The sequence below is a fragment of the Fibrobacter sp. UWEL genome (assembly GCF_900142535.1).
Lineage (GTDB): Bacteria > Fibrobacterota > Fibrobacteria > Fibrobacterales > Fibrobacteraceae > Fibrobacter.
Map to the genome: position 1 here is coordinate 92,262 of NZ_FRBE01000005.1, position 25,347 is coordinate 117,608.

General features: G+C 49.1%; 17 protein-coding genes. 3 read left to right on the top strand and 14 right to left on the bottom strand.

The genetic code is table 11. The features are described 5' to 3' along the window. Positions 1–76: 76 nt before the first annotated feature. The 3 genes from BUB59_RS04845 to BUB59_RS04855 are packed head-to-tail and all read right to left on the bottom strand — an operon-like array spanning position 77 to position 3,957. Positions 77–1,270 carry a DUF4912 domain-containing protein gene (locus BUB59_RS04845; protein WP_073226343.1) on the bottom strand — a complete coding sequence of 398 codons (1,194 nt, stop codon included), beginning with the start codon at positions 1,268–1,270 and terminating at the stop codon, positions 77–79. Positions 1,271–1,297: 27 nt separating this feature from the next. Then, the gene (locus BUB59_RS04850; RefSeq protein WP_073226346.1) at positions 1,298–2,530 is read right to left on the bottom strand and encodes a hypothetical protein; all 1,233 of its coding nucleotides are present in this window, start codon (positions 2,528–2,530) and stop codon (positions 1,298–1,300) included. 2 nt (positions 2,531–2,532) lie between these two features. Next, positions 2,533–3,957 (bottom strand): hypothetical protein, encoded by a 1,425-nt coding sequence (locus tag BUB59_RS04855; protein WP_073226348.1) that lies wholly within the window; start codon positions 3,955–3,957, stop codon positions 2,533–2,535. Between the two features lie 242 nt (positions 3,958–4,199). Between BUB59_RS04855 and thrC the strand changes: the two genes are divergently transcribed. Further along, on the top strand, positions 4,200–5,540 hold the full coding sequence (gene thrC / locus BUB59_RS04860) for a threonine synthase (RefSeq protein WP_073226351.1): 1,341 nt from the start codon (positions 4,200–4,202) through the stop codon (positions 5,538–5,540). 52 nt (positions 5,541–5,592) lie between these two features. Here thrC and BUB59_RS04865 read toward each other — a convergent pair whose 3' ends face one another. The 3 genes from BUB59_RS04865 to BUB59_RS04875 all read right to left on the bottom strand — a co-directional run bounded on the left by BUB59_RS04865 (position 5,593) and on the right by BUB59_RS04875 (position 8,425). Next, complete coding sequence (locus BUB59_RS04865) at positions 5,593–6,228, bottom strand: hypothetical protein (protein WP_143160230.1); 636 nt, start codon at positions 6,226–6,228, stop codon at positions 5,593–5,595. A 25-nt stretch (positions 6,229–6,253) separates the two neighbouring features. Next, positions 6,254–6,847: a hypothetical protein gene (locus BUB59_RS04870; protein WP_073226356.1), complete on the bottom strand. Its 594-nt coding sequence runs from the start codon at positions 6,845–6,847 to the stop codon at positions 6,254–6,256. A 318-nt stretch (positions 6,848–7,165) separates the two neighbouring features. Further along, positions 7,166–8,425: a hypothetical protein gene (locus tag BUB59_RS04875; protein WP_234979941.1), complete on the bottom strand. Its 1,260-nt coding sequence runs from the start codon at positions 8,423–8,425 to the stop codon at positions 7,166–7,168. Between the two features lie 151 nt (positions 8,426–8,576). On the opposite strand from BUB59_RS04875, the gene mutL reads away from it, so the two are divergent. Further along, positions 8,577–10,505: a DNA mismatch repair endonuclease MutL gene (mutL, locus tag BUB59_RS04880; RefSeq protein ID WP_073226361.1), complete on the top strand. Its 1,929-nt coding sequence runs from the start codon at positions 8,577–8,579 to the stop codon at positions 10,503–10,505. Here mutL and BUB59_RS04885 read toward each other — a convergent pair. From BUB59_RS04885 to BUB59_RS04900, 4 genes are all read right to left on the bottom strand, one after another. After that, positions 10,473–11,645, bottom strand: coding sequence for a glycosyltransferase family protein (locus BUB59_RS04885; protein WP_159433328.1), 1,173 nt, complete (start codon positions 11,643–11,645; stop codon positions 10,473–10,475). The two genes, mutL and BUB59_RS04885, sit on opposite strands and share 33 nt — an antisense overlap. Further along, positions 11,632–15,501 (bottom strand): DNA polymerase III subunit alpha, encoded by a 3,870-nt coding sequence (dnaE, locus tag BUB59_RS04890; protein WP_073226366.1) that lies wholly within the window; start codon positions 15,499–15,501, stop codon positions 11,632–11,634. The genes BUB59_RS04885 and dnaE overlap by 14 nt, the downstream gene beginning before the upstream one ends. A gap of 95 nt (positions 15,502–15,596) precedes the next feature. Continuing rightward, positions 15,597–16,529: a lysylphosphatidylglycerol synthase transmembrane domain-containing protein gene (locus tag BUB59_RS04895; protein ID WP_234979942.1), complete on the bottom strand. Its 933-nt coding sequence runs from the start codon at positions 16,527–16,529 to the stop codon at positions 15,597–15,599. 20 nt (positions 16,530–16,549) lie between these two features. Then, positions 16,550–17,641: a glycosyltransferase family 4 protein gene (locus tag BUB59_RS04900; protein ID WP_083540176.1), complete on the bottom strand. Its 1,092-nt coding sequence runs from the start codon at positions 17,639–17,641 to the stop codon at positions 16,550–16,552. 64 nt (positions 17,642–17,705) lie between these two features. Between BUB59_RS04900 and pheT the strand changes: the two genes are divergently transcribed. Next, complete coding sequence (pheT, locus tag BUB59_RS04905; RefSeq protein WP_073226375.1) at positions 17,706–20,141, top strand: phenylalanine--tRNA ligase subunit beta; 2,436 nt, start codon at positions 17,706–17,708, stop codon at positions 20,139–20,141. A gap of 72 nt (positions 20,142–20,213) precedes the next feature. Here pheT and BUB59_RS04910 read toward each other — a convergent pair whose 3' ends face one another. The 4 genes from BUB59_RS04910 to putP all read right to left on the bottom strand — a co-directional run bounded on the left by BUB59_RS04910 (position 20,214) and on the right by putP (position 25,341). Continuing rightward, entirely contained in the window at positions 20,214–20,594 is a 381-nt protein-coding gene (locus BUB59_RS04910; RefSeq protein ID WP_073226377.1) for a hypothetical protein, read from the bottom strand. A gap of 156 nt (positions 20,595–20,750) precedes the next feature. Beyond that, positions 20,751–21,917, bottom strand: a complete 1,167-nt coding sequence (locus tag BUB59_RS04915; RefSeq protein ID WP_073226380.1) for a phosphoglycerate dehydrogenase — start codon at positions 21,915–21,917, stop codon at positions 20,751–20,753. Positions 21,918–21,972: 55 nt separating this feature from the next. After that, positions 21,973–23,712 (bottom strand): (E)-4-hydroxy-3-methylbut-2-enyl-diphosphate synthase, encoded by a 1,740-nt coding sequence (gene ispG / locus BUB59_RS04920; protein ID WP_073226383.1) that lies wholly within the window; start codon positions 23,710–23,712, stop codon positions 21,973–21,975. Between the two features lie 84 nt (positions 23,713–23,796). Beyond that, positions 23,797–25,341: a sodium/proline symporter PutP gene (gene putP, locus BUB59_RS04925; protein WP_073226558.1), complete on the bottom strand. Its 1,545-nt coding sequence runs from the start codon at positions 25,339–25,341 to the stop codon at positions 23,797–23,799. Positions 25,342–25,347 lie beyond the last annotated feature (6 nt).

The window sequence follows — 25,347 nt, forward strand, 5'->3', positions numbered from 1 at the left end:
GAAAAAGCAATGAACAAAGAATAAAAACTATTCATTGTTCATTGTTAATTGTTCATTGTTAATTATTCATTGATTATTACTCAGTGCGCTTTACAACGATAGGAACGATTGTCGTGGGGAAATCGCCATCCTTATCAGTAGCAAAGACGGGGATAACCTTCGTTACATCCGGCAGATCTTCTTCAAAGCTGAAGGTGCCATCCGGATTCAGCGGGAAGTCTTCACCACGAACCTGGAGATGAGCGTCGGGACGAGTACCACCGTAAACGATGAGACGAGTCTTAACCCACAGGAAGAAATCCTTACCGTAGTTCACGGAATCCTTAGAGGATTCAATCACGTTGTTGCCCAAAGCCTGGAGAGCGGCGCTGGATAGAGCTCCAGAGAACATAGATTCGGAAGAACTACCGAAGCTACCACCCAGGCTGTTCAGCCAGGATTCTGCAGTCTGGCTGGTAAAGCCAGAACTCATGAAGTTGCCCAGGGTGTTACCACCAAGAGAAGCCTTTGCAAATGCGTCATCAGCAGCAGGAGCGGCGGCGTTCTTGTCAAACACTGCAACCGGAGCAGATTCAACGATGGGTTCGAAGTTCTTGCCCTGAACAGAGCCGAGAACAGCAACCACAGCCTGACCAGCGGTATTTTCTACATACCAGCTACGAGCATCTGCGGGGACTTCGATGTCACGGAACTTCTGCTTTTTCTTGTTGCGCTGAACAGTGAGGTCAGAAGCAATATCGAACAAGCGGAGCACCAGCTTCTTCTTGCCCTTCTTAGCCTGCTTAACACGGTTTTCGGAAACTTCCCAGAAGGCATGCATCCAGTTAGGATCCTTCTGCATGAGAACCAAGTATTCAGCGTCAAAGGACTGTGCGAGAGTAGCAACTTCTTCGGTCTTTGCCTTAGAAGCAACCTTGGCCACCGGCTTTTCTTCTGCCTTAACAGCCTTAGTAGCAGTCTTAGCGGAAGCCTTCTTTGCAGGAGCCTTGACCGCAGCGGTCTTCTTTGCTGCGACCTTCTTTTCAGCAGGTTCTGCAGTCTTTGCAGTTGCCTTTGCTGCTGCCTTAGGAGCAGCCTTTGCGGCAACCTTCTTTGCAGGAGCCTTAGCCACCTTCTCGGCCTTTTCCACCTTTTCAGCCTTAGCCTTTACTTCCTTAGCAGGCTTTTCTGCTACGGCGGGCTTTACGGCCTTTGTGGCGGCCTTAGTCGTTCCCTTAGCGACTGCGGCTACCTTTGTTTCTTTCTTTTCGGTTTCTTTCTTAGCTGCCATTTTCAGCCTCCTTAAAAAATCCTAATCCTATCTGCGGCTCTGACCCCAGGAACCAATTCCTGTAAGTCCGATACGGATCGCAAAGAATGCTTCATCCCATTCTTGATTGGTATCAGCAAATCTCATGCCACCCTGCAGTGCAACATCTATAGTCGTTCCTTTACGACCAAGAGGGAATCCTGCACCGATAGAGCCACCGACTTCGTAAACATCCTCAATATACCAATTCCTGTACCAGGCACCGGCACGATAGTTAATCTGCTTCCAGTATGAATCATAGAAAAGACCACTTCCATCACACTGGTAACCCAGAGAAGCCATAAAGTCACTCTGAGTCTTTGTAAAGCTTTCCATTTCCCAGCTACCGGCAATGTTCTGAACATCACTATCCCAGGCTCGCCAGCTCAAGTCCATCATCACGTTATGTTTCTTGTTGAAACGATAACTGATACCCGTTGCAAACATCGCAGGAATATCGATATAGCGGGTGCCGCGAGTCGTTTCCATGGAGTCCAGTTCACTGACACGCAGATCATACTTTAGATCGTTCTGCAAGGTATATCCAGTGGTGTAAGAGAAGTAATAAGAAGCGTTCTTTCCACGATACTGGAGAGCACCCGTGTAATACATGGGATGATCCTTGATTTCCCAAGTGCCACTTACATAGTCTGTAAGGGTATAATCAGCGGCACCCCACTTTTCATCGGATTCCAACTCTTCCAAGTTATTCTGCAAGGAAATACTGCGAGTATTGCTTCCCAGAACATAATGACCAGAAACGCCCAAGGAGAATGATCTCAGATAAGGAATGCGGATTGCGTAGGTGGGAACCAGTTCATAAACACTGCCTGCATATTCCACCTTCATCTGAGATTCACCATCAGATTCATCATCGATGGTGGAAGCATAGTGCTGCCACAAGGACAAGCCCATCGCACCAAAGTCACCCATAGGGAAAGACAAGTTGAAGGACGGCATGGAGATGTTCATGGTGGAGAAGCTCTCTCCATCATCAGATGCCAAATCCGTTTCCAGCAAGAAGTTCAAGTTGAATACGACTTTCTTGTCAAAAGCAAGACGTGCCGGATTCAGGACAGAAAGACCTTCTGCATCGCCTGTTTTTGCATTACCTGCAAAACCACGACCAGCAGCGGAGGCTGTGCCCCCCATGACATGCTCTTCACCAAGAGCATCCAGACCGATGGTAGAACCGAAGGACAAACCAGAAGCAATAGCAAGTGCGCTTAAAATCTTTTTCATCTCTAATCCTCCTTATCTCTCTTGGATGCAAGCCAGAGTTTGAGGGTCATGGGACTTTCCAATATAGAGGAGAAGTCATAGCGGGCGTAGTCGAAATAATCCAAACGCAGACGCACCGTATCACCATCGTCGTTAATATACGTTTCGTAGGTTGCATCCTTTTCCTGCAGGAACGGCCAACCCAAACGAACAATGAACTTAAGGCCACGACCATCCCGAGCTCGATTCAGGAAATCGCGAACACCGTAAGTCAGCTGAAGGGACAAGGAATCGCCTTCGTGGAAAATCAAATTCTGATGGCCGTCTTCGACAACCGTAACAGAATCTACACGGTAGAATTCCATACGGCGAATTTCAGAACCAGCGCTGTCGATGAACGAACCAGTCAAAACCTGGATAGGCAGTCCAAGTTCGCTGGAACCCTTGGAATCATCGCGAGGCATAGTCAACTGAGCAAGCATCACATACTGACGAACATCAAACTTTTCATCGGCACTTACCGGGAAATCATCCCCGTAAAAATCGGATAGTGCCTTTAAAATTTTTTCAGGAGGAATTTCCACCACCAGAGAGTCAAAAATACCGCCATGAATCACCAGACATTCCCTACAGTCTTCCTTGTTTTCAAGCAAGTTTGCCATACGGGCAGGAGACCTACTGGAGTAGTAAATAGAATCCTTCTCCATATCCCTACGCCAGAACTTCAAGAAAGGCGGGAAGTTCGTATCTTCACCGTAGAGTTGATAAGCCTTCGTAGCATTGGGCAAGGAAAGCTTCAGCTGGATACGAGCATACCTCTTCAGATTCATCAAATCATCATACAAGGCAGACGGCAAATCAATATAGAGCAGGGAATCTTTCTTTGCAGCCACATTAGCAAGAGAAATCTTGAAAGTGGTATCGGCAGTGGATGCAGTTTCCCAATCCGTCAAGGACTCATACCAAATGGAGTCCGTCACATCGCTCAGGCTGTCCGCAAACTTCTTTGAAGTAGACGTTTCAATAATCCAACTCAAAGTCACATCCACTTCTTCTTCATCGGTCAAGGCTTCTGCAGGAAATTCCTTATCCCTGTAAAGTCCCTTCAGCAGGGAAAGCTGCAAAAAAGCGCCCGAAGAATCAGAATTTTTCATCTTCTTTATGAAGTTGGTATCAGCCTTGATGGCGAAATCAAAAGCCAAATCATGCTTCAAGTTGGAAACGTTCCCCAGAATGCCGCGAGTATCAGCAGATCTAGGCAAAGTATCCATGAAAGCTTCCGCAGATGAAACCTTCAAATCACTGACGGTTACAGAATGAACCTTGTAGGTGGACGGGACGCCCTTGGAGTTTGCCCAGCTGTCCATACCAGTTTCACTAGATTCAAATAAACATGACGTAAGAAGGAACGTCAATACAAGCAAGAAGCCTAAATTTTTCTTTTTCACTCAGATCTCCGAGTCACTATGTAAAATTCCGGCTTTAATATAGAAAGTTTAAATCTACCAAATTACTTTAAAACACCTAATTTTCGCAATTTCGGACTCATATTTAGACTAGACTAATTTTCAGAATAAATCACCCCAGAAATGTGATAACCACTAAAAAACAACACCTATACCCGTCAAAATTCTACTAGCTACAATTAGTTTTTTTCTAAATTTCAGCCCGTAAAATTTTAGAGGATAATATGACTCAGTTCAATGCTCATTTTAGAAACATCAACGGCGACGATACCTACCCGGTAACCGACGTTATTTACCGTTCCAAAGTCGACAACAGCCTGCTGGAAGTGGAACACGACCGCAAGGCCCTGGCTGAACGCAGCCCCGAAGAATGGAAGAAGCTGTTTGCCGAACGCCGCATGAGCTTTGAACCGGCTGACCAGAGTGGTATCTGGAGCAAGCGCGAAATGGTTCTCCCCGACATGCCGGTGGAAGACATCGTTACCATGCGCGAAGGTTGGAGCCCCCTGTTTGACGCAGCTCCCATCGCCAAGGAACTGGGCATCAAGAGCCTGAAGGTGAAGCTTTGCGGCAACTCCCACACCGGTTCTTTCAAGGACCTGGGCATGACCGTTCTGGTGAGCCAGGTGAACCACATTATCAAGAAGAACATTCACCCGATTGACGCCGTTGCTTGCGCTTCTACCGGTGATACTTCTGCAGCTCTTTCCGCATACTGCGCCAAGGCAGGCATTCCTTCTATCGTGTTCCTGCCCGCCGGCAAGACCAGCGTTGCTCAGCTGATCCAGCCCATCTCTAACGGCAGCATCGTGCTGGCCCTGGACACCGACTTTGACGGTTGCATGAAGATCGTTCAGGAAGTCACCAAGGATAATCGCATTTATCTCGCCAACTCCATGAACAGCCTCCGCGTGGAAGGTCAGAAGACCATCTCTCCGGAAATCTGCCAGGAAATGGGTTGGAAGGTTCCCGACACCGTGATTATTCCGGGCGGCAACCTGGGTAACGTTTCTGCTCTGGCCAAGGGTTTCGAAGACTGCAAGGCCATGGGCCTCATCGACCGCATTCCTCGCATTATCGTGGCACAGGCCGAAAACGCAAACCCCTTCTACCAGGCTTACGAACGCGGCTTCGACCAGCTGGTTCCCATGCAGGCCAAGAAGACTCTGGCATCTGCAATCCAGATCGGCAACCCCGTCAGCTACCCCAAGGCAGTTCGCGCCATCCAGAAGACTAACGGCATGGTGGTTAGCGTTTCTGAAGAAGAACTGGCAAACGCAGCACACCGCGGCGACCGCATCGGTCTGTACTGCTGCCCCCACACTGGCGTGGCCCTCGGCGCTCTCGAAAAGCTCTGCGCTGCAGGCAAGATCGACAAGGACGAAAACGTTGTTGTGATCAGCACCGCTCACGGTCTGAAGTTCACCGAATTCAAGGTGGGCTACCACGAACAGAAGCTGGAAGGCATTTGCAGCAAGTACGCTAACCCCATCTTCAAGGCACCTGCCGAAATCGGTCCTGTCATGGATATTCTTAAGAAAGAGATGGCTGCAAGAAAGCGCTAATTAAACAGCCAACCAAAATTGAAGAAGCCTCGGGTCAATCCGAGGCTTTTTCTTATTTACCGTTATACTGAATGTGGAGATGTTCCGCAGCCTTTCCAGGGGACTCATACAGAACAACATAACGCTTGTCCAGCTTTGCACGGACCTTGTTCACAATCAACTTGCGATTTTCCTTAGAAATCCGTTCATCCTTCAACCTGAAATCCAGCGCCGCATTGCGATAATGCTTGGAGTTCCACTTATGACCAAAATGGTCGTTTCCGCTCGTGACCACCGGAACAAAGTCATTCCCTAGAACTTCCCAGTAAACCTTCACCACTTCTACTAGGGCAGTATCCATCTGCGGTTTAAGCCGCCGGACATTTACGTTCTGGTCTTTTAATTTCACCTGGGATAAAGCCTCCTGATGTAAAGGAGACTGGTTCACCATATCAAATTCTGTAAAGCGGGCTCCATTGTATTCAATGAAGCGTTTGACATCGCTAGAGAAAACCTTCATCTCCTTCGTAATAGAAGGAGCCTTCTCCCTAATGGTCTGGGCAATCTCCCCCACCGCTTCCACGCCCGTATCCAGCATCTTTTTGGCAGCAGGATCCATGGAAACTTCTTGACGCCAATTGGGAAAGGCGAAATAAATCACCCCTACAGTCAAAAGAATTCCAAGTAATACTGCGCAACCAAACTTCATAAGGATGCGTTAAATATAACTCAAATTAGAACGTCACCATCAAATTCATTCCACCACCAGCATGGGCATAATCAATGGTAGGAACGATACTGATATTAACCGCATTGGGATTTCCTGCAGCCCTACGACGGTTGTAGGCATTTTCCGCCTTCAAGTACTCATCTCGCTGCCGAGCATGAGCCCGATGATCGTTTAGGTAATAGATATTATACCCTAGAATCGGAAGACCAACAGCCAAAAGCGGGACTGAAATAATCGTACACATTACAGAAGAAAAGCCATCGACAACAGCTTCCATACCATTTGAACCTGTATTGGCATAATAAATTCCGATACCCAAATAAAAAGAGCCTGCAGCAGTAAGGAGCCCTCCGACTGTGATTCCAAAAACATTCTGGCCATAATGGGATTCAGACTCTTCCTTCAAAACTAGCTGATGGTAAATTTCAGTACTATCAACGCTCCAGTCCATCGGAGGAAGTTGAGCTAGTTGCTCATCCGTCAAAGTATCTTGAATCGAAGGATAAACGATCGCCGTATCGCTATTACCCCATATAGCATTCTGCTCTTGAGCAAAAACCAGCGAAACAAAAAGAAACGCGAACAAAAGAATACGCATATAAGCCTCCTATACGCCCCAAAATATATTCATTACAGAAAAACGATTCAAAAAAGAAAAGGTATTCTCGACTTCAGAGCCCCTGACCACAAAAAGAACGGGCCCCTCAAGAGGGACCCGTTCCTAAGAAGGAGAAAATATGAGCGATTTGTGGAACCTTGAACCTATCAGGAGGGGAGCAATGATAGTGTTGTTTGAGGATTTACCCTTCAATCGTTCACGTTGTGAAATATATCCTTTAAAAACAAAAGTGAAACTACCAAAAAACTTATTTTTAATTGCTTCTTTTTGTTATTTAGGAGTTATATCTACAAAAGTTTACTCTTCGTGGAAAATAATCTTACACTTCGGAACAAAACGGAAACCACCGCGACGATGACGTTCGATTTCGAAGAATTTCTTCACACCTTCGGTAGGTCTTTCCGGGTCATCAGAGCCATTGATATGGGCGATCACACGGTTTAAGCGGCTTTCGAAGTTGGGACGCAGCGGATCCATGCAAATAGACGGATCGCGCTTGAATTCACGGTTTTCGTATTCTTCACGACCAGTAGCGGAATATTCACGAAGCAAGTTTCTTAAAATTCGAGCAGGAACATTTCGCATCAAGTGTTTGTTGTTCACAGAAATAGAGTCATCGCTCTTGTAGTAAACAATATTCACAGAGTCGTTCATGGCTTCCAGGAGCTGGTTCTGAGCCTTCTGGATGGGTTCCCATGCATCGAATTCCTGTTTCACCACAGCACTCATGAGCTTGTTGAACGGTTCCGGTGCAACCACGTTGGCTTTGTAATCAAAGTAGACCACGCTAGCCGGTGCGCCGTAGTAGCAACCCTTATGGATAAGAACGGCACCCGTCTTTTCATCCACCACATCTTCCAGAGCCTTGATACAAGCCATCTTCTTTTCGGCTTCAACGTCCCATTCCACACCGAACTCGGACAGGCAGTCGCCGAAGGTAGAATAGCGACCCACCTGGCGGCTATTTACGTAGATGAAACCATCTTCACGCATTTCTGCATTCACGCGGTTTTCCAGAGCTTCGATAAAGGAGGTCTGAGCAGCGCGGAAGGAGATATGTTCGTAGGCCGGAGTATTCAGAAGAATCGGGCCCACCTGAACCAGGCCGATGAACCAACGCATGGGGTTGGTAACCAAAACACCCGGAGAATCAAAACGGAAAGTAAAGTATTCCTGGCGATTTTCGCCAACCAGTTCACGCTTCAGGAACTTGGGGTTGTTGAGAAGCGGATAACGCTTGGGGATAATGTCCAGGCAAAGCTGGCGAACATCCTCAGTTGCATAGAACTGGGAGATGTAGGGAAGGTAGGAGCGAAGCACGCTACGAGCAGGAATAGCTTCGAAAGCGGCACAGCGATCAATGATACGCTGAACAAAGGCATCCGGATTTTCGCCGCGATCATACAGCCAGTTCACCACGCAGTTCATCACAAGGCGGTGGGCACTTTCGTCTACGACGGAATCTTCAAAGTAGAGGTCGTTCAACAGCTTGATGTTGAATCGGGAGTCACGCTTTACCAAGGTAAGGATATCCTTAACAGGGTAAGAAATCAGCAATTCAATATGAGTTAACTGCAGAAAGAGATTTGATAACACTTTTAACACCTCAAATTATACCAATAGGTTTGATGAACAACCCAACCTTCCGGTTACAATAAAAGTAGCATTTTTTTCTTTTGGGTGTAAACAAATTGTCTATATTTTGCCCATGAAATCAGCAGAAATTCACGTTTTATCCGATGAAGTTATCAATAAAATAGCCGCAGGGGAAGTTATTGAACGCCCCTGTTCCGCTGTAAAAGAACTTATCGAAAACGCAATTGATGCTGGAGCCACCCGCATCCAAGTATCCATTGAACAGGGCGGCAAAAAGAAAATCCAGGTTACAGACAACGGAAAAGGCATGGGTGCCGCGGATTTAGACTTATGTTATCTGCGACATACAACGTCCAAGCTGTTCAATGCCGACGATTTATTTCACTTACAGACAAACGGATTCCGCGGGGAAGCCGTAGCATCCATCGCAGCAGTATCGAAGCTGACCATTACCAGCGCAACCGACGATGGAGAAAGCGGCCGCATCATCATCCACGGCGGAAACGTCATAGAAAAGCAGGATGTGCAAGCAAGTCGCGGAACCACCTTTCTGGTGGAAGACCTTTTTTACAACACGCCTGTTCGCAGGACCTTCCTGAGTAGCGAAACTGCAGAAGGCACTCGAATTTTTGATGTTATTCTAAAAACCGCAATTGCCCATCCTGAAATCCGTTTTGATTACAAAGTAAATGACAAGACCGTATTTACAGGCGTTCCCGGAGAATTGCGTAGCCGACTTGCAGAAGCCATCGGTTCCAAAATCGCCAAAGTGCTCCTACCTGTAGATTATACGGAAGCAGGAATTCATGTTTCCGGCTTTATCTCCCCCACAACAGAGACCAACGGCAAACGCAACCATCAATTTCTGTACATTCGAAACCGTCCCATCGAAAATAAGATGGTAAGCCGTGCGGTGACTCAGTCCTACGAACCTTACGGCGCTCAATGCAAGCCCGTTTCCGTCTTGTTCCTGGACATGCCCGATGTGGAATTTGACGTGAACGTCCATCCCGCAAAGCGAGAAGTTCGTTTCGCCAACGGCAACCTGATTTTTACGGTAGTTCTTCACGCCATTCGTGAAACTTTCCGCGCCGATCTGGAAGGAAACGCACCCTTCATTGACTTGAGCGATGAATTGGCCGGAGGGAACGAACCTCCCATAAATAATCCCGTAAATAATTTGAGCGATACACGTTCCGCAGGTGACTACAATCCATTTGTGTCACCAATGGCACCGGTCATGCCAAGTTTCTCCAAGGAAACTTCCGAAATACCAGTCCCCACACAAGAGTGGAATGGCGGAGCTCCTGTAATGTCCACTACCCCGTGGACTGCACCGAAGAAGCCGGTTTCTAGAAGGCCTGAAAACGATCTGGCTCAGGATTTATTCAGCCAGCCGGAAGCGGGAAAAATCATTTCTCTGGAAGGGGAACAGAAAGCGGCACCAGTTCAGGAACCAGCCTGGATTCCTCCGACATTTTTCCAGATTGCAAGAACCTACATTGCAGGGGAAGACGTTAATGGTCTCTTGATTATTGACCAGCACGCAGCTCATTCCCGAATTCTTTACGAGCAGGCTCTGGAGACGCTTCGGAATGGCAACGCCCTAGACAGTCAAGAATTGCTCTTCCCCGAAATGATGGAATTGACAAAGCTGGAAGCAGGCGTCCTTCATTCTGTTGAAGACCAGTTTAAGCGATTAGGCTTCTTCATCGAGCCTTTTGGCGGGGACACTTACCAAATCCGAGCTATCCCTAGCGCACTTCCCCTTTCTCGTGCGGTCAAGGCGGTCAAGGATTTCCTTGAAAGTATTGGTACTGACGGAAACGATGGTGGGGATATGGTCAAGGTCCAGGACATTATCGCCAAGGCATGGGCAAAGACCAACGCTTACCAGGCTGGTGATCAGCTGAAGCCCGAGGAAATGGCCACGCTGGTTGGCCAGCTCATGATTACAGAAGACCCCTTGAAATCTCCCTATGGTCACCCCACGCTGATGCGATTGACCCTAGAGGAACTGAGCAAGAAATTCAGACATTAACTGGTGGGAATCCTTCCCCACGTTCAGTTTAGCTTTAAGCTGATTTACATCGGAAACATCCAGCGGGCTCTTGACGTTTTCAAGAAGGGCATTAGCCACATTCCCGATGGATTTCCGCCCGCGATTCCAGAGGATGAATTCCGGATAGATTTCCTTCCCGAGAATTAAATTCGGGAGAGAGAACCAGTTGGTTTTCACCAGACGTTTACCGATGGCATAAGTAAGACAATCCGGACAGGTGCAGACCACGCAGCGGCTTCCGGAAAGAGCTAGCTCCAGGGTAGAGGTTCCCGGAGTGGTCAAGACCATCGTTGCCATTCTATAGCGATTAAATCTTTCAAGAGCCGACTTGGGGGAAAGTTCTACCCGAATCCAGGCGGGAACATTTCCTCGGAATTTGCGCTCCAGTTCCTTCTGGAAACGGTCCTGCAACGATTCTCTAGAAGCGAGAACAACCACATCGGGCAAATCCGTCAAGGAATATTCCCCGCTAATTTCATCGCGAAGGCGCTGGGCACAATCTAGAAACAGATTCATGTTCCTGTGAGCTTGACTAGCTCTACTACCAGGAAGCAGCAAAACGGATTTCTTTACAGGTACATTCTGAGGAGGGACGAATTTTTCTGCAACGTTTACCAAGGGATGTTGCATTCTGACCATATTGCAACCTGCGTCTCGGTAAGGTTTTTCCTCGAAGTCAAAGAACAAGGCAAGTCTGTTCTGCGGATTCGTAAGTTTTTTCACCCGCTTTGCTTTCCAAGCCCAAGCCTGTGGAGGAGCCACATACAATACTGGCTTATTTAGCCTGTTGGCCAAAATCGTAAGCTTCATATTGTAACCGGGATAGTCGATGGCAACAAGGCCCATGCACAAAGGATTCGCCAATGCCTCGGCCAAAACTTTATAGTTCTTTTTCAGCTTGAAATATTTAGGAAGGACGTCACCAAAGCCAGAAACGGGCAACACATCGTAATCCACCACAGGCTTAAGGCCCGCTGTAGCCATGCGACCACCACCAGCGCCCACAAGATCTAGACGGTCCTGGAGGATTTGATGGGCTGACGTCACAAGGGATTCGCCAAGGCAATCCCCGGAATCTTCACCTGCACAAAAAAGGATGTATGGTTTACCGCTTTTCACGGTTGGAGACCCAAACCTTAGTTGCGCCCAATTCATTTCGCAGGCTCTGAAGCAATTCAGGTGTGTACACCACCTTATTTTTCTTCAGGTTCAGCACATGAATAAAGCCGGAATCCGCTTCCACATGAAGCACCAGATTACAGCCCTTCTGCATTTCGTCGTAGGGGCTGTTCTCATTCAGAAGATTCTGCAGTTTCTCCATAAATTCATCATCAAAGGAATTGGAGAAAATGTTCATATGAATGAAGGAAACCATATCGGAACGGACTCGATCCAACTGGATTACTTCCATCACCACCAGCTGAACTTCATCGCTATCGCGCTTGTGCTCCAGCATGCCCTTTACAAGAACCTGGTCATCCTGAGAGATGGTATCGCGGAACTTTTCCCACACGTCCTTCTTGAAGAAGATTTCCAGTTCTCCCTGGAAGTCCTGAATGGAACCCACGCCGATGTTGTCACCGCGCTTGGTTTCCAGAGAACGAACCTTAGTGACCACGCCACCTACAATAATCGGGTCGCCACTATCGGCTCTGCCAGCCAGTTCTTCAATAGCAAGGCTGCAGGACGTAAAGCCCTGAAGTTCCGGGCGGAAAGCATCCAGAGGATGGCCCGACAGGAACAGGCCAAGGATGTCCTTTTCCTTACCCAGCATTTCCATGGTAGTCCATTCTTCCGCTTCTTCCAGCGTTTCTGCGTCGGAGTCCATGGCAGGAGCGGCACCGCCCATATCAAAGAGGGACATTTGGCCGCGGTCCTTATCCTCCTGGAAGCGGGCGGCCACAGTGAGAGCCTTATCCACGGAAGCCATCAAGGAAGCGCGACTTCCCGGGAATTCATCCAAGGCACCAGCCATGATCAAGCTTTCCACAAAGCGCTTATTCATGGGGGCGCGTTTTTCCTTCTGTTCACCCTGGTATTCAGCCACACGCTTGGTGAAATCAAAAAGATCCTTGAACTTTCCACGACGTTCACGTTCTGCAATAATGTCTTCCACAACCCCAAGGCCCACACCGCGGATACCCGCAAGACCAAAGAGAATCTTGTGATCCTTGGTAGCGGAGAACACACCCAGGGAGGCGTTAATGTTGGGAGAAAGAACAGGTATATTCAGGCGCTTACATTCCAGAATGATGGTCACGATATCTTCCGTCTTTCCCATCTTGGAAGTCATGGAAGCGGCCATATATTCAGGACCGTAGTGAGTCTTCAGGTAAGCGGTCTGGTAAGCAACGTATGCGTAAGCTGCAGCGTGACTCTTGTTAAATGCGTATCCGCAGAAGGGAAGCACCGCATCCCACACCTTCTTGATTAGGTCGTGAGAGTAGCCGCGAGCTTCACACTTGGCAAAGAATTCCGGAGTAAGCTTTTCCATCTTTTCCGGCATCTTCTTAGCCATAATACGACGAATGTTATCAGCACCACCCAGAGAATAACCACCCAGAATCTGAGCAAGTTTCATCACCTGTTCCTGATACACAATCACACCGTAAGTTTCACCCAGCACCTGTTCCAGGTCCGGATGGTAGCAGTCCACTTCTTCGGTACCCAGCTTACGGGCAATAAAGTGAGGAATCTGATCGATAGGGCCCGGACGGTACAGGGCGTTCATAGCGATCAAGTCCGTAATTCGAGACGGTTTCAGTTCGCGGAGGTACTTCTGCATACCCGGAGATTCGAACTGGAACACCGTGGTGGTCATGCCCTTACTTAAAAGTCCAAAGGTTTCCGCGTCATCCAGAGGAATGTGGGCCATATCCACATCAATCTGACGATTCTGCTTTACCATTCGAACCGTATCCTGAATGATGGACAAGTTGATAAGACCCAGGAAGTCCATCTTCAGAAGGCCAATGTCTTCTGCGTAATGCTTGTCGTACATCACCACCGGGGTATCTTCCGGAGCGGCACGGTACAAGGGAGCCAGATTGTAAATGGGAGTCGGCGTAATAACCACACCACAAGCATGAACGCCCGTCTGGCGGGGCAAATCTTCCAGAGTCAAGGCTGTATCCCAAAGAGTCTGATACATGGCTCGGGAATTAATCATTGCCTGCAAAGGTTCCGGGCTGTAACCATCTTCCAGGTTGTTACCCTTCTTATCCTTACCAGTCCAAGCCTGCTTCAAACTGAAGTTCAGCGTACGCTGGGGGAACAACTTAGTGATCATCTTGGCTTCGCCAGGAGGAATGCCAAGCACACGAGCCACGTCCGTAATGACCGCCTTGGATTTCAACATGCCGTAGGTAATGATCTGGCCCACGCATTCCTTGCCGTATTTTTGCGTCACATAATCAATCACACGACCGCGGTCTCTATCCGCAAAGTCAGTATCAATATCAGGCATGGACACACGTTCCGGATTCAGGAATCGTTCGAAAAGCAAGTCAAACTTGAGCGGGTCAATGTCCGTAATACCAATGATGTAGGTAACCAAAGAACCAGCAGCAGAACCACGTCCCGGTCCCACGGGAATACCATTGTTACGAGCCCAGTTAATGAAGTCCCACACAATGAGCAGATAACCCGCAACGTTCATATTACGGATACAGTTCAGCTCCTTGTACATGCGCTTGCCCACGTCGGTTTCATGTTCAGGGAACTTGAAATTTTCCTCGGGGAAGCGCCACTTCAGGAAGTCGTTACAAAGGTGGATGATATAGATATCGGAATCAGAACCCGGCTTACACCAGCGATGGACCGCCTTTTCCCAAGCCTTCTGGTCGTTTTCATCAAAGAGTTCGGGAGACGCCAGGCGGTCAATTTCAGCCTTGTCTTCATCGGTGAGGGCATCCGGTTCAATGCCTTTATCGGCACACATCTGGGCCTGAAGCTTTTTCTTCTTATCCTTGATGACGCCACCCAGTTCACGTTCTTTCACCACCGGGTATTCCGCATCATATTCAGCCTTCATGATGGCTTTAATCTTCTGGTATTCTTCACCTTCCAGGAAGTCCTTGGGAATGGCGAAACGAGGCCAGAATTCATCACCGATACCGGTTTTCACCGTATAGCTACAGCGTTCAGCAATCTTAACCGTATTTTCGATGGCTCCGGGAATATGACCAAACTTCGCCACCATTTCTTCTTCGGAACGGAAGTAAAAACCTTCGGAGGGGAAACGCTTATCCACGAAGCCATTTAAGGTTTCCTTCACGGCAATGCAGCGAAGAATCTTATGGGACTGGGCATCTGACTTCTTGATGTAATGAACATCTCCTACAGCAACGATTTCACGGCCCAATTCATTAGCCAACTGTACGTTAAAATCGTTCAGCAGATTCTGCTGAGGCACATCATTATCACAGACGGAAATATACAGATGATCGTGATCGAAAATCTTGTCCAGACGATCCATGTACTCACGAGCTACCGTATTTCTTCCGGCGGCCACACTTTGACCATATTTACTGAAGAAATCACCTGCAATGGCGATGATACCATCCTTAAACTGAGCCACGGTATCCAGAGGCACAGAAGGAATTTCAGCCCAGCGTTCTCCATCTTCGTAACGGTAACTGACAATACGGAGCAGGTTGTAATAGCCCACTTCATTTTCCACCAGAAGGGTCAATCGCTCGTAAGAGATCGGATCCTTGCTGGTAGCGCTGGGGGTGTCAATATAAACGTGACAGCCGTAAACAGTCTTCAGAGGCGGCAGGCCCTTTTCCTTGCGTTTCTTGTTGAGGCCCTGGCCGCGGGTCTGGAATTCAAGGATGCCAAACATAGCACCATGGTCAGTCAGCGCAATTGCAGGAGCATTGTTATCGGCAGCAGCCGCTAGAATGTCATCAAGACGGGCAGAAGCCTGCAATACAGAAAATTCGGAATGAGTCTGAAGGTGTACAAAAGCCATAGTTCAAATTTAAAAAATGAAAAAAAGATGATGGTCTATAGCTATATCACCACACCTTTTCAATTTGTCAAATTTTAGGATCTAGGGAATAGGGGCTAGGATCTAGTCGATTTATAGCGAGCAAGAACGACGGCACCCTGGGCAGCCTGGAAAAGCATGGGAATATACCCAATGAGAGCGGCAGCCAGTACGATATCCGCAGGGATTCCAAGCAGTCCCGTAAAGAGACTAACGTTCAGATTCTCACGTAACCCTATGCCATTTATGGAGATAGGCAACATGGTAATGGTAATGGTGATGGTCATGAACACCGTAATGGTGGCAAGATCCACAGGAACACCTACCGCCTGGAAATAAGAATAATGAATCAGGATGGAAGAAATCTGGAGCCAGATGGAATCTACTCCCGACATAAGGAACGCTTTCTTGTAGCCTCGATAGATGGAGAAGGCATCCTGAAGTTTCAGGAGGAATGGCACCCGACGGGTCAATGCCCCCGGCAACTTTAATTTATCCGAAAAGAGTCCTGCAACAATAATCAAGACGCTCAGGAGAGCCACTCCACATACAGCTCCTGTATAAACCGCTGGAATATCCAGACGCGTAATAACAAAAGGCAGCATGATAAAGAAGCAAATGAACATGGCTATCAATCCCATCACTCGGGAGATTGCCACTGCAGCTACAGAATTTGCGGTATTGCCAAACTTTTTTCCGAAGGCAATGGTCTTTACCGCGTCTCCCCCGAAACCGCTGGGAAGGAGATTGTTAAAGAAGTAACCTAAGGCGATATAGGCATAAAAAGTCTTGAAGGGAACCTTCTTGCCTTCGTCCAAAAGCAGGCCACGCCAACGGTTCGCTTGAATAGTCATGCTGAACACGGTGCAGAGCAAAATGACGCCCACCCAAGGGAGGGCTGTAGAGGTCCAGTGACTGCTGACTTCACCGAAGGGGACCTTATAGAAGATATAGCCCAAGCCGCCCAAACTGATGGCGACTTTCAGGAAAGTGGAAAGAAACTTTTTCACCCTGGCGTTCATCTTCTACCCTACTTTTCTGCGCAAAGGCTTTCTGCGATTTCGCGAATTTTCCTGGAGCAGTTTTCCCAAGAGAAACGGCTCACCCAGGCTTCAATTTCAGCGTCCTGAGTTCCCTTGCGATGGATGGACTGTTCCAAAGCATGGGCAATACTTTCCGGATTTTGCGGGTCGAAATAAGTGGCCAGCTGACCGCCCACTTCCGGCATGGAGGAAGTATTGGAGCAAGCCACCGGCGTGCCACAGGCAAACGCTTCCAGAATAGGCAGGCCAAAGCCTTCATAAAGAGAGGGCAGCACGAATAAATCCGCCAGATTGTAGAAGTTCACCAGGTCTTCCTGGCTGACCATTCCGGCGCGAATCAGCAAGTGTTCTATACCAAGTTCAGATTCGATGGTCTGAGTGGTTCGTCCATCAAATGCTTTTCCCACCATGACGATTCTGCAATCCTCACGGTCCTTCATCTGGGCAAAGCCTTTCAATAGCCCATTTAGATTCTTATGAGGAAGCAAATTCCCTACGTAGAGTATAATCTTCTTATCCCTAGGAATGCTGTACTTTTCATAAAGGTATTCTATCTCAGGCTTAGACTTCTTGACGAATTCCTTGCCAACGCCCAGGGGCGTTACGGTAATCTTGTCGGGATTTACCTTGTAGAAACGAAGCAAGTCTTTTTTGGTGCTTTCAGAAACTACGTTGATTCGATCCGCACGCTTGCAGACGAACCAGAAAATAAACTTGAAATACCAATGCACCAGCTTCATGGGAAGAAATTCCGGATACACCAAATGAGTCAAGTCATGAATGGTGGCCATCATTTTCCCGCGATAAAGCAAGGGAATATTGCAATGAGGCACATGCAACACATCGGGAGCGGATTTCTTCAGTTTCCTGTAAGGGAATTTCAGCTGTTCCTTGTAGCCGTAAATGCTACTGATGAAGGGTATCTGGGTCTGGAAACAATCCTTGTATTCCTCCAGTTCCTTCGGGTCACCTAAGGCGATGCTATAGCCCACATCCTTAAGCCAATGCTGGATGCAAGTTCCAATACCGGACTTGTGCACCATGCGGGCATCTATAGCAATTCTAGGTGTGGTTTTCATTAACTAAAAGATAAATTTTTTCAAAGTTTCTAACTTTACCTCGGTTTTAAAAAAAGGACAAAAAATGAAAGTCTCTTTAAGTTGGCTGAAGCGTCATGTGGATCTGCCTGAATCTGTGGCAGATATCGAAAAGGCATTGACTTCCATCGGTTTGGAAGTGGAAGGCATTGAAGAACCGGGTAAGGTATATGACAAGCTGGTGGTGGCAAAGGTCCTCACCTGCGAAAACCATCCGGATAGCGATCATCTCCACATCACTACAGTCGATAACGGTAAGGAAGTTGTCCAAGTGGTTTGCGGCGCACCTAACGTTGCTGCAGGCCAGACCGTCTGTCTCGCTCCCATCGGTGCAGAACTTCCCATGAGCGACGGCACCGTCCTCAAGATGAAGAAGTCCAAGATCCGCGGCGTGGAAAGCTTCGGTATGATTTGCGCCGAAGACGAAATCGGCCTTTCTGACGACCACGGTGGCATCATGGTTCTGGATGATTCCATTCCCGCCGGCACTCCTTTCGTAAGCCTGGGCCTGTACGATGTTTGCTTCGAACTGAACGTCACCCCCAACCGTCCGGACGCACTTTGCCATCGCGGTGTTGCCCGCGAACTGGCAGCCAAGTTTAACCGCCCCCTGAAGCCTCTCACCTACAACCTGGTGGAAGAAGCCGAGGCCGCAAGCACCGCCGCTACCGTCGAAGTTGTTCCCGGCTGCGGTTGCTCCCGCTACACTGCTCGCGTCATCAAGGGCGTAGAAGTCAAGCAGAGCCCCAGCTGGCTCGCCAAGCTTTTGCACACCGTTGGCATGAACTCCATCAACAACGTTGTGGACATCACCAACTTCATCCTCATGGACGTGGGTCAGCCTCTCCATAGCTTCGATATGGACCAGCTGAAGGGTTCCATGATCAAGGTTCGCCGCGCTGTGAAGGGCGAAAAGATCCAGACCATCGACCACACTGACCACGAACTGACCGAAGCCGAACTGGTTATCTGCGACGGCGACCGTCCCGTAGCTGTGGCTGGCACCATGGGTGGTGTAGAATCCGAAATTGTGGACTCCACCAAGAACGTTCTCTTGGAAAGCGCCTACTTCAACCCCACCATCGTTCGTAAGCAGGCCAAGCGCCTTGGCATCGGTTCTGATTCCAGCTACCGTTTCGAACGTGGCATCGACACCACTACCCAGGACGAATACAGCAAGTACGCTTGCGCCATGATCCAGGAAGTGGCTGGCGGCAAGGTTCTAAAGGGCTGCGTGGAATACACCGGCGAAGACCACCAGAAGGAATTGCTGAAGGTAGACCTCCGCGTTAGCCGCGTCGCAAAGATCATCGGCATGGAAGTTCCTGCCGAACAGATCAAGAGCCTCCTCACCGGCATCAACCTGAAGCTCTCTGCAGAGAATGGCGAAACCATGACCTTCGAAATTCCGGGCAACCGTCCGGACCTGGAACGTGAAGTGGACCTGATTGAAGAAGTGGCACGCCTCGTGGGCTTCGACAACATCCCCTACACCATGCCCAAGTTCACCATGCAGCCCAACGAACTCCCGGCTGTGGAAGTGATGAACCGCAAGATCCGCAGAACCCTTTCTGCTATGGGTCTCCATGAATGTTTGAACCTGCGCTTTACCAGCAAGGCTCGCACGGAAGCTCTCTTTGGCGCAGAATCTGATGACCGCCGTTCCAAGCCGGCAGCCCTCCTGAACCCCCTGTCCGAAGAACTGGGCGTTGTTCCCACCAGCCTTTTGCCCAACCTGCTGAAGAACGTTGCCGAAAACGAAAAGAACCGTCCGGGTTCCGTTCGCTTGTTCGAAGTAGCTAAGGGTCAGTTCAAGCGTGAACGTGCTGACGTCCGCGACAACGGCTTTGATGAATCCAACCTGATTGCCCTGGTGGTTGCTGGTGCATTTGATGCAAACCCGCTGAACGACAAGCCCGCACAGATTGACTTCACCGCCTTCAAGGGTTTGGTTCAGTCCTTCTTCAAGCGCTGCGGCGTTGTGGTTGAATTCCGCGTTCCCGAAAAGCTGGAAGCCTTTATGCATCCGGGCAAGCAGACCGAAATCGTCTGCGGCAAGACCGTTCTTGGCACCATGGGTGCTCTCCACCCGTCTGTAGCAAAGTCCTTTGACATCGGTTACGAAACCTACGTCATGGAAGCTGACCTGGACAAGATGATTGTGGCAAGCCAGAAGAAGATTATCTTCCAGGCATTCAGCCGTCAGGTTCCTTCTACCCGCGACATTTCCATTGAAGTGGCAAAGGGAATGACTCACGAAGAAATCGTTGCACGCATTAAGGGACTCAACCCCAAGAATCTTGCAAAGATCACTCTCAAGAGCATTTACGAAGGCGACAAGATCGAAGCCGGTAAGAAGAACATGGTTTACGGCCTTGTCTACCAGGCAATGGATCGCACCTTGACCGACGACGAAGTCAGCAAGGCACACAACAAGCTTCGCGACAAGCTGGTTGCAAACGGCGACATTGTATTGCGCTAATTGAGCCCGTCAAAACGGAAAAAGCCTCGCAGTTGAACTGCGAGGCTTTTTCATATCCAGTATTTGAAAAAACTATCCGATAAGAGCAGCCTTTACCTGCTGGACAAAGCTCATTTCCTCGGGAGAGATATTGGTTTCATTATCATCTTCCTTAGAAGCGGCAGCTACTCGGAGCATGGCTTCCAAAACCTTGCTCTTGAATTCAGCGGACTCATTCTTAAGAGCTGCAATGCAAGCGTCTGTACGAGCCTTGGCATTGGAGAAACCTCCATACACCATGTTAAAATCGTCCCAGTCCACATCCGGGGTCAGTTCGTCATGAATCTTGTCCAGTTCATCGCTTTCGGCTTCCGTTGCACTGGCTGATCCCGGCAAAAGCTTTTCGGTTTCCGTTTCATGGAAAAGGCAAGCCACCTGCCAAGAGAGAATCAAAAGAGCAAGATTTGGTTTCATGAATACCTCAGTTGTTTTAACGAAAGATATAAAAAAAAGCCCAACGAAATAATTCGTCGAGCTTTTTTCCTTTGAATCATCCTGAAAGAACGCTCTCCTATCCCCAGCATAGCGCTGATGACCGGAGGTTACTTATCTAACGAACGATCAGCGCGGTTAAAAGTGAATCACGCGGACCTTAACGACCTTGTCCAGCTGGGCAAGCTTGTCCTTGATGGAGTCGTCGATGGTGGATTCGATGTCGATCAGGTTGTAACCAATCTTGCCGTTGCTCTTGTTGGAGAAGGAAGCAATGTTGATGTTTTCTGCACCGAACACCTTGGTGATTTCAGCGATCATGTTGGGAACGTCCTGGTTGATCACCACAACGCGGGTCTTGATGCCCATGTGGGGCTTGTCGTTCAGAGCCGGGAAGTTCACGGAATTACGGACGCAACCGAATTCGATGTAGTCCTTCAGTTCTTCAACAGCCATCACTGCGCAGTTTTCTTCAGCTTCTTCGGTAGAAGCGCCCAGGTGCGGGAAGCACTGGATCTTGTCGTGCTGGATCTGCTTTGCATCCGGGAAGTCGCTGAGGTAACCCTGGAGAGTACCGTTGTCCAGCATTTCGTAAATCGGGTCCATTTCAACCAGACCGTTACGAGCGAAGTTAAGGATATGAGTACCCTTGAAGTTAGCCAAGTTCTTGCGGTTCAGGAGGTTTTCAGTAACACCCTTGATGAACGGAACGTGAACGGTGAGGAAGTCGGAGTTTGCGATCACGGTGTCGAGATCAGCAATTTCAACCTTGTTGGAAAGTTCGTGCATGTTGAGAGCGTTAGGATACGGTTCGTAAGCGATAACGCGCATGTTCTTCCAACGAGCATAGTTAGCAACCAGAACGCCGATCTTGCCAAGGCCGATAACGCCGAGAGTCTTGCCAGCCAGTTCGGAACCAGCAAACTTCTTCTTGCCGCTTTCAACAGTCTTAGCCATATCCGGATCGTTGATGTCCAGAGCCTTGACCCAGTTTGCAGCCTGACCAACGTTACGAACAGCCATACCGAGAACGGTCATGACCAGTTCTGCAACAGCGTTAGCATTGGCACCCGGAGTATTGAACACGCAAACACCCTTAGCGGAAGCCTTGTCGATGGTGATGTTGTTCACACCAGCGCCTGCACGAGCTACAGCCAGAAGGCCATCGAAGTTGTCAGTATCCACCTGAGCGGAACGGACCAGGATTGCATCCGGATTTTCGATGGTATCAGAAACCTGATAGTATGCTCCAAACAGGCTAAGGCCCTTCTTGGAGATGTTGTTCATAGTCTTAATAGTTGCCATGATTTATTCCTTTATTTGAGTTTTATTTCCAAAATCTTTTTGTTCCGCACAAAGCCTACGGTTCTACCCAGCGACCACGATCCTTGATGAGAGCAACCAATTCTTCGATAGCGTCTTCTTCAGGGATGTTCTTCTTAACAGCGGTCTTGCCTTCGAACAGGGTAATGCGGCCAGGGCCACCACCCACATAACCAAAGTCTGCATCAGCCATTTCGCCCGGACCATTCACGATACAGCCCATAATGCCGATGGACAAATCCTTCAGGTGACCAAAGCGAGCCTTGATTTTACCCATCACTTCCTGGATGTTGTACAAAGTACGGCCGCAGCTGGGGCAGCTGATGAAGTTGGTCTTACTGCGACGGCAGTAGGCAGCCTGGAGAATATCGAAAGCCAGTTCCACAGATTCCTTGGGGCTCTTGTAACCTTCGATGCAGACAGCATCACCAATACCATCGGTCACCAAACTACCGATATCAGCGGAAACGCGGAGCATGTCCTTTTCGGTGCTACCGATGTTGGCATAAAGCAAAATGGGATCCTTACGACCTGCAGCCTCCAAAGCAGAAGCCATAGCACGAACGCCAGCCACCATATTCTCACCGGTATAGCAGAAGATGGATCCTTCCGGGACGGAAATGGGGTTAGCAGCAAAGCCCGCAATATCCATGGCGTCATCGAAAGCAACCACAGGCTTATCGCCAAGGCTTGCCACTGCAAATTCAGGACCGCGGCTCGCACCTTCAATGCTTGCGGCACTTGCGCGAACGCCAACCATCACCGGACGTGCACCGCCAATTTCTACACCATTCAAGACAACGGGAGTGGTTTCACGACGTTCATAGTGATACGGGTCCTTTTCAAGAACGGGCACTGCATAGCTTACAGGAGCAGAAGGCAGAGCACAGGCCTTGATCAATTCATGAGCCACAGGAACTTCGGCCACAGGATCTTCGGTCAAGGAAACGCGAATCGTATCAGCAAGGCCATCCAGAAGGAGAGCACCAATACCAGCAGCGGACTTCATACGTCCATCCGCACCGGCACCAGCTTCCGTCACACCAACGTGGAACGGATAGGGCTTAAAGCCTTCCTGCTTAATGCGGGCTGCAAGCATACGATAGGCTGCAATTGCCACACGAGGATTGCTGGACTTAAGGCTGAGGACCACCTGGTCAAAATGTTCAGCTTCGCAAACAGCCAAGTATTCAATGGCACTTTCCACCATGCCTTCCACGGTGTCGCCATAGCGGTAAATCATACGGGCAGAAAGAGAACCGTGGTTCACGCCAATACGGATCACACGACCCAGGCGCTTTGCTTCCTGAACGAAAGGCGTAAACTGTTCGGCAACCTTTTCCTTGCCTTCGTCAAACATAGCATCGGTCTGCTGTTCCAGGGTCAGGATACCAGTATCCACGAAGTTACCCGGATTGATGCGAACCTTTTCAACCCACTTAAGGGCTTCGAAAGCGGCCTTAGGCTGGAAGTGGATGTCGGCGGAAACCGGAACCTTGCAACCAGCGGCGCGGATACGCTTCATGACTTCTTCCAAGCCAGCTGCGTCTGCAAAAGTGGGAGTAGTAATACGGACAAGACCGCAGCCCACCTTGGCAAGATCCAAAGTTTCCTGGACGGTCTTTTCCACGTCCTTGGGCTTGGTGGTTGTCATGGACTGAACTAAAATGGGGGCACCGCCCCCAATCAATGCATCGCCAACACGAACCTGTACAGTTTCTCTACGGACTGCATTAAAGCGGTCAGCTACATACGGAAATTCAGAAAACTTAGTCATGCCCCAAATGTAAAAAATTAAGCGAAAAAAAAGAGCCCCCGACCATGCAGTCGAGGGCTTTAAATCCGTATTTAAAACTCTTGATTAGAGCTTCATGTCAGAAAGGCGAGTGTGTTCCACTGCGTCAAATTCGTCCTGGATTTCCTTGCTGGGCTGCTTGGTCAAGAGGCTAACCACAACGATGGTGGCAAAGCTAAAGACAAAGCCCGGAACCAGTTCGTAAATCTGGAAAATTTCGCCGCTAAGGCCAGAGAGATAGAACTTCCAGACGAAGGTGGTGATACCGCCCACCAGCATACCAGCAATGGCAGCAGGCAGAGTGGTGCGCTTCCAGAAGAGGGCGAGCAGAACCAGAGGACCGAAGGTAGCACCAAAGCCACCCCAGGCGAAGCTCACCAGGCTCATAACCACATCCAGGAAGCTCTTGCCTTCCTTAGCAACACCGTCTGCGGAAGGTGCGCCCTGGAGAGCGACGAGAACTGCGATAATTGCGATGACTGCCACAACCACACGGCTCACCCACATCAGTTCCTTATTGGAAGCATTCTTGCGGAACAGGTGCTTGTACATGTCGTTACTGAAAGCGGAAGCAGAAACCAGGAGCTGGGAGTCAGCAGTACTCATGATAGCGGCAAGAATTGCTGCCATCAGGATAGAAGCGATTGCCGGATGGCAGAGAGCCTGGCAGAGAACCATGAAGATACGTTCCGGATCCTGGAGGGTAAGGCCGTTAGCACTTACATAGTAGCGACCCAGCAAACCAATCATGATCACAGCGCCCAGGCAGATAATGACCCATGTCATGGCAATACGGCGAGAGTGCTTGATTTCTTCGGCATTCTTGATGGACATAAAACGCACCAGGATGTGGGGCATACCGAAGTAGCCAAGACCCCAGGAAAGGCTGGAAATCAAAGCAACAAAGCCGATAGCCTTACCGCTAGAAGCATTGGTAAAGAGGCTCATGAGGTAGGGATTCTGACCGTTCACGGCATCCATAGTAGCAGCAAAGCCGCCACCGGAAACGCAGATGATGGTAGGAATCACAAGTACTGCAACAAGCATCATGGAAGCCTGAATAAAGTCAGTCCAGCAAACGGCGAAGAAGCCGCCCATAAAGGTATAGCTCACCACCACCACAGCACCGATGATCAAGCCGGTAGTGTAATCCAAACCGAAGATGGTACCGAAGAGCTTTGCACTAGCAACGAAGCCAGAAACGGTGTAGAACAGGAAGAATGCCAAAATGAAGAAGGATGCAATCACGCGGATGACGCCCTTATTGTCGCGGAAACGGTTAGAGAGGAAGTCCGGCAAGGTAATGGAATCGCCACAGAAGTGAGAGTACTTACGGAGACGACGACCCACAATCTTCCAGTTGAAGTAGGTACCAATCACCAGACCGATACCAATCCAAGCTTCAGAGAAACCGCTGAGATAGATAGCGCCAGGAAGGCCCATCAGCATCCAGCCACTCATATCGGAAGCCTGGGCGGACATAGCCACCACCCACTTATTCATGCCACGATCGCCCAGATAGTAGGCGTTCAGGCTGTTTGCCTTTTTGGAGAAGTAGGCACCAATGCCCAGCATCATCAGGAGGTAAAGAATAAAGACTACAACAGTCATTTGTTC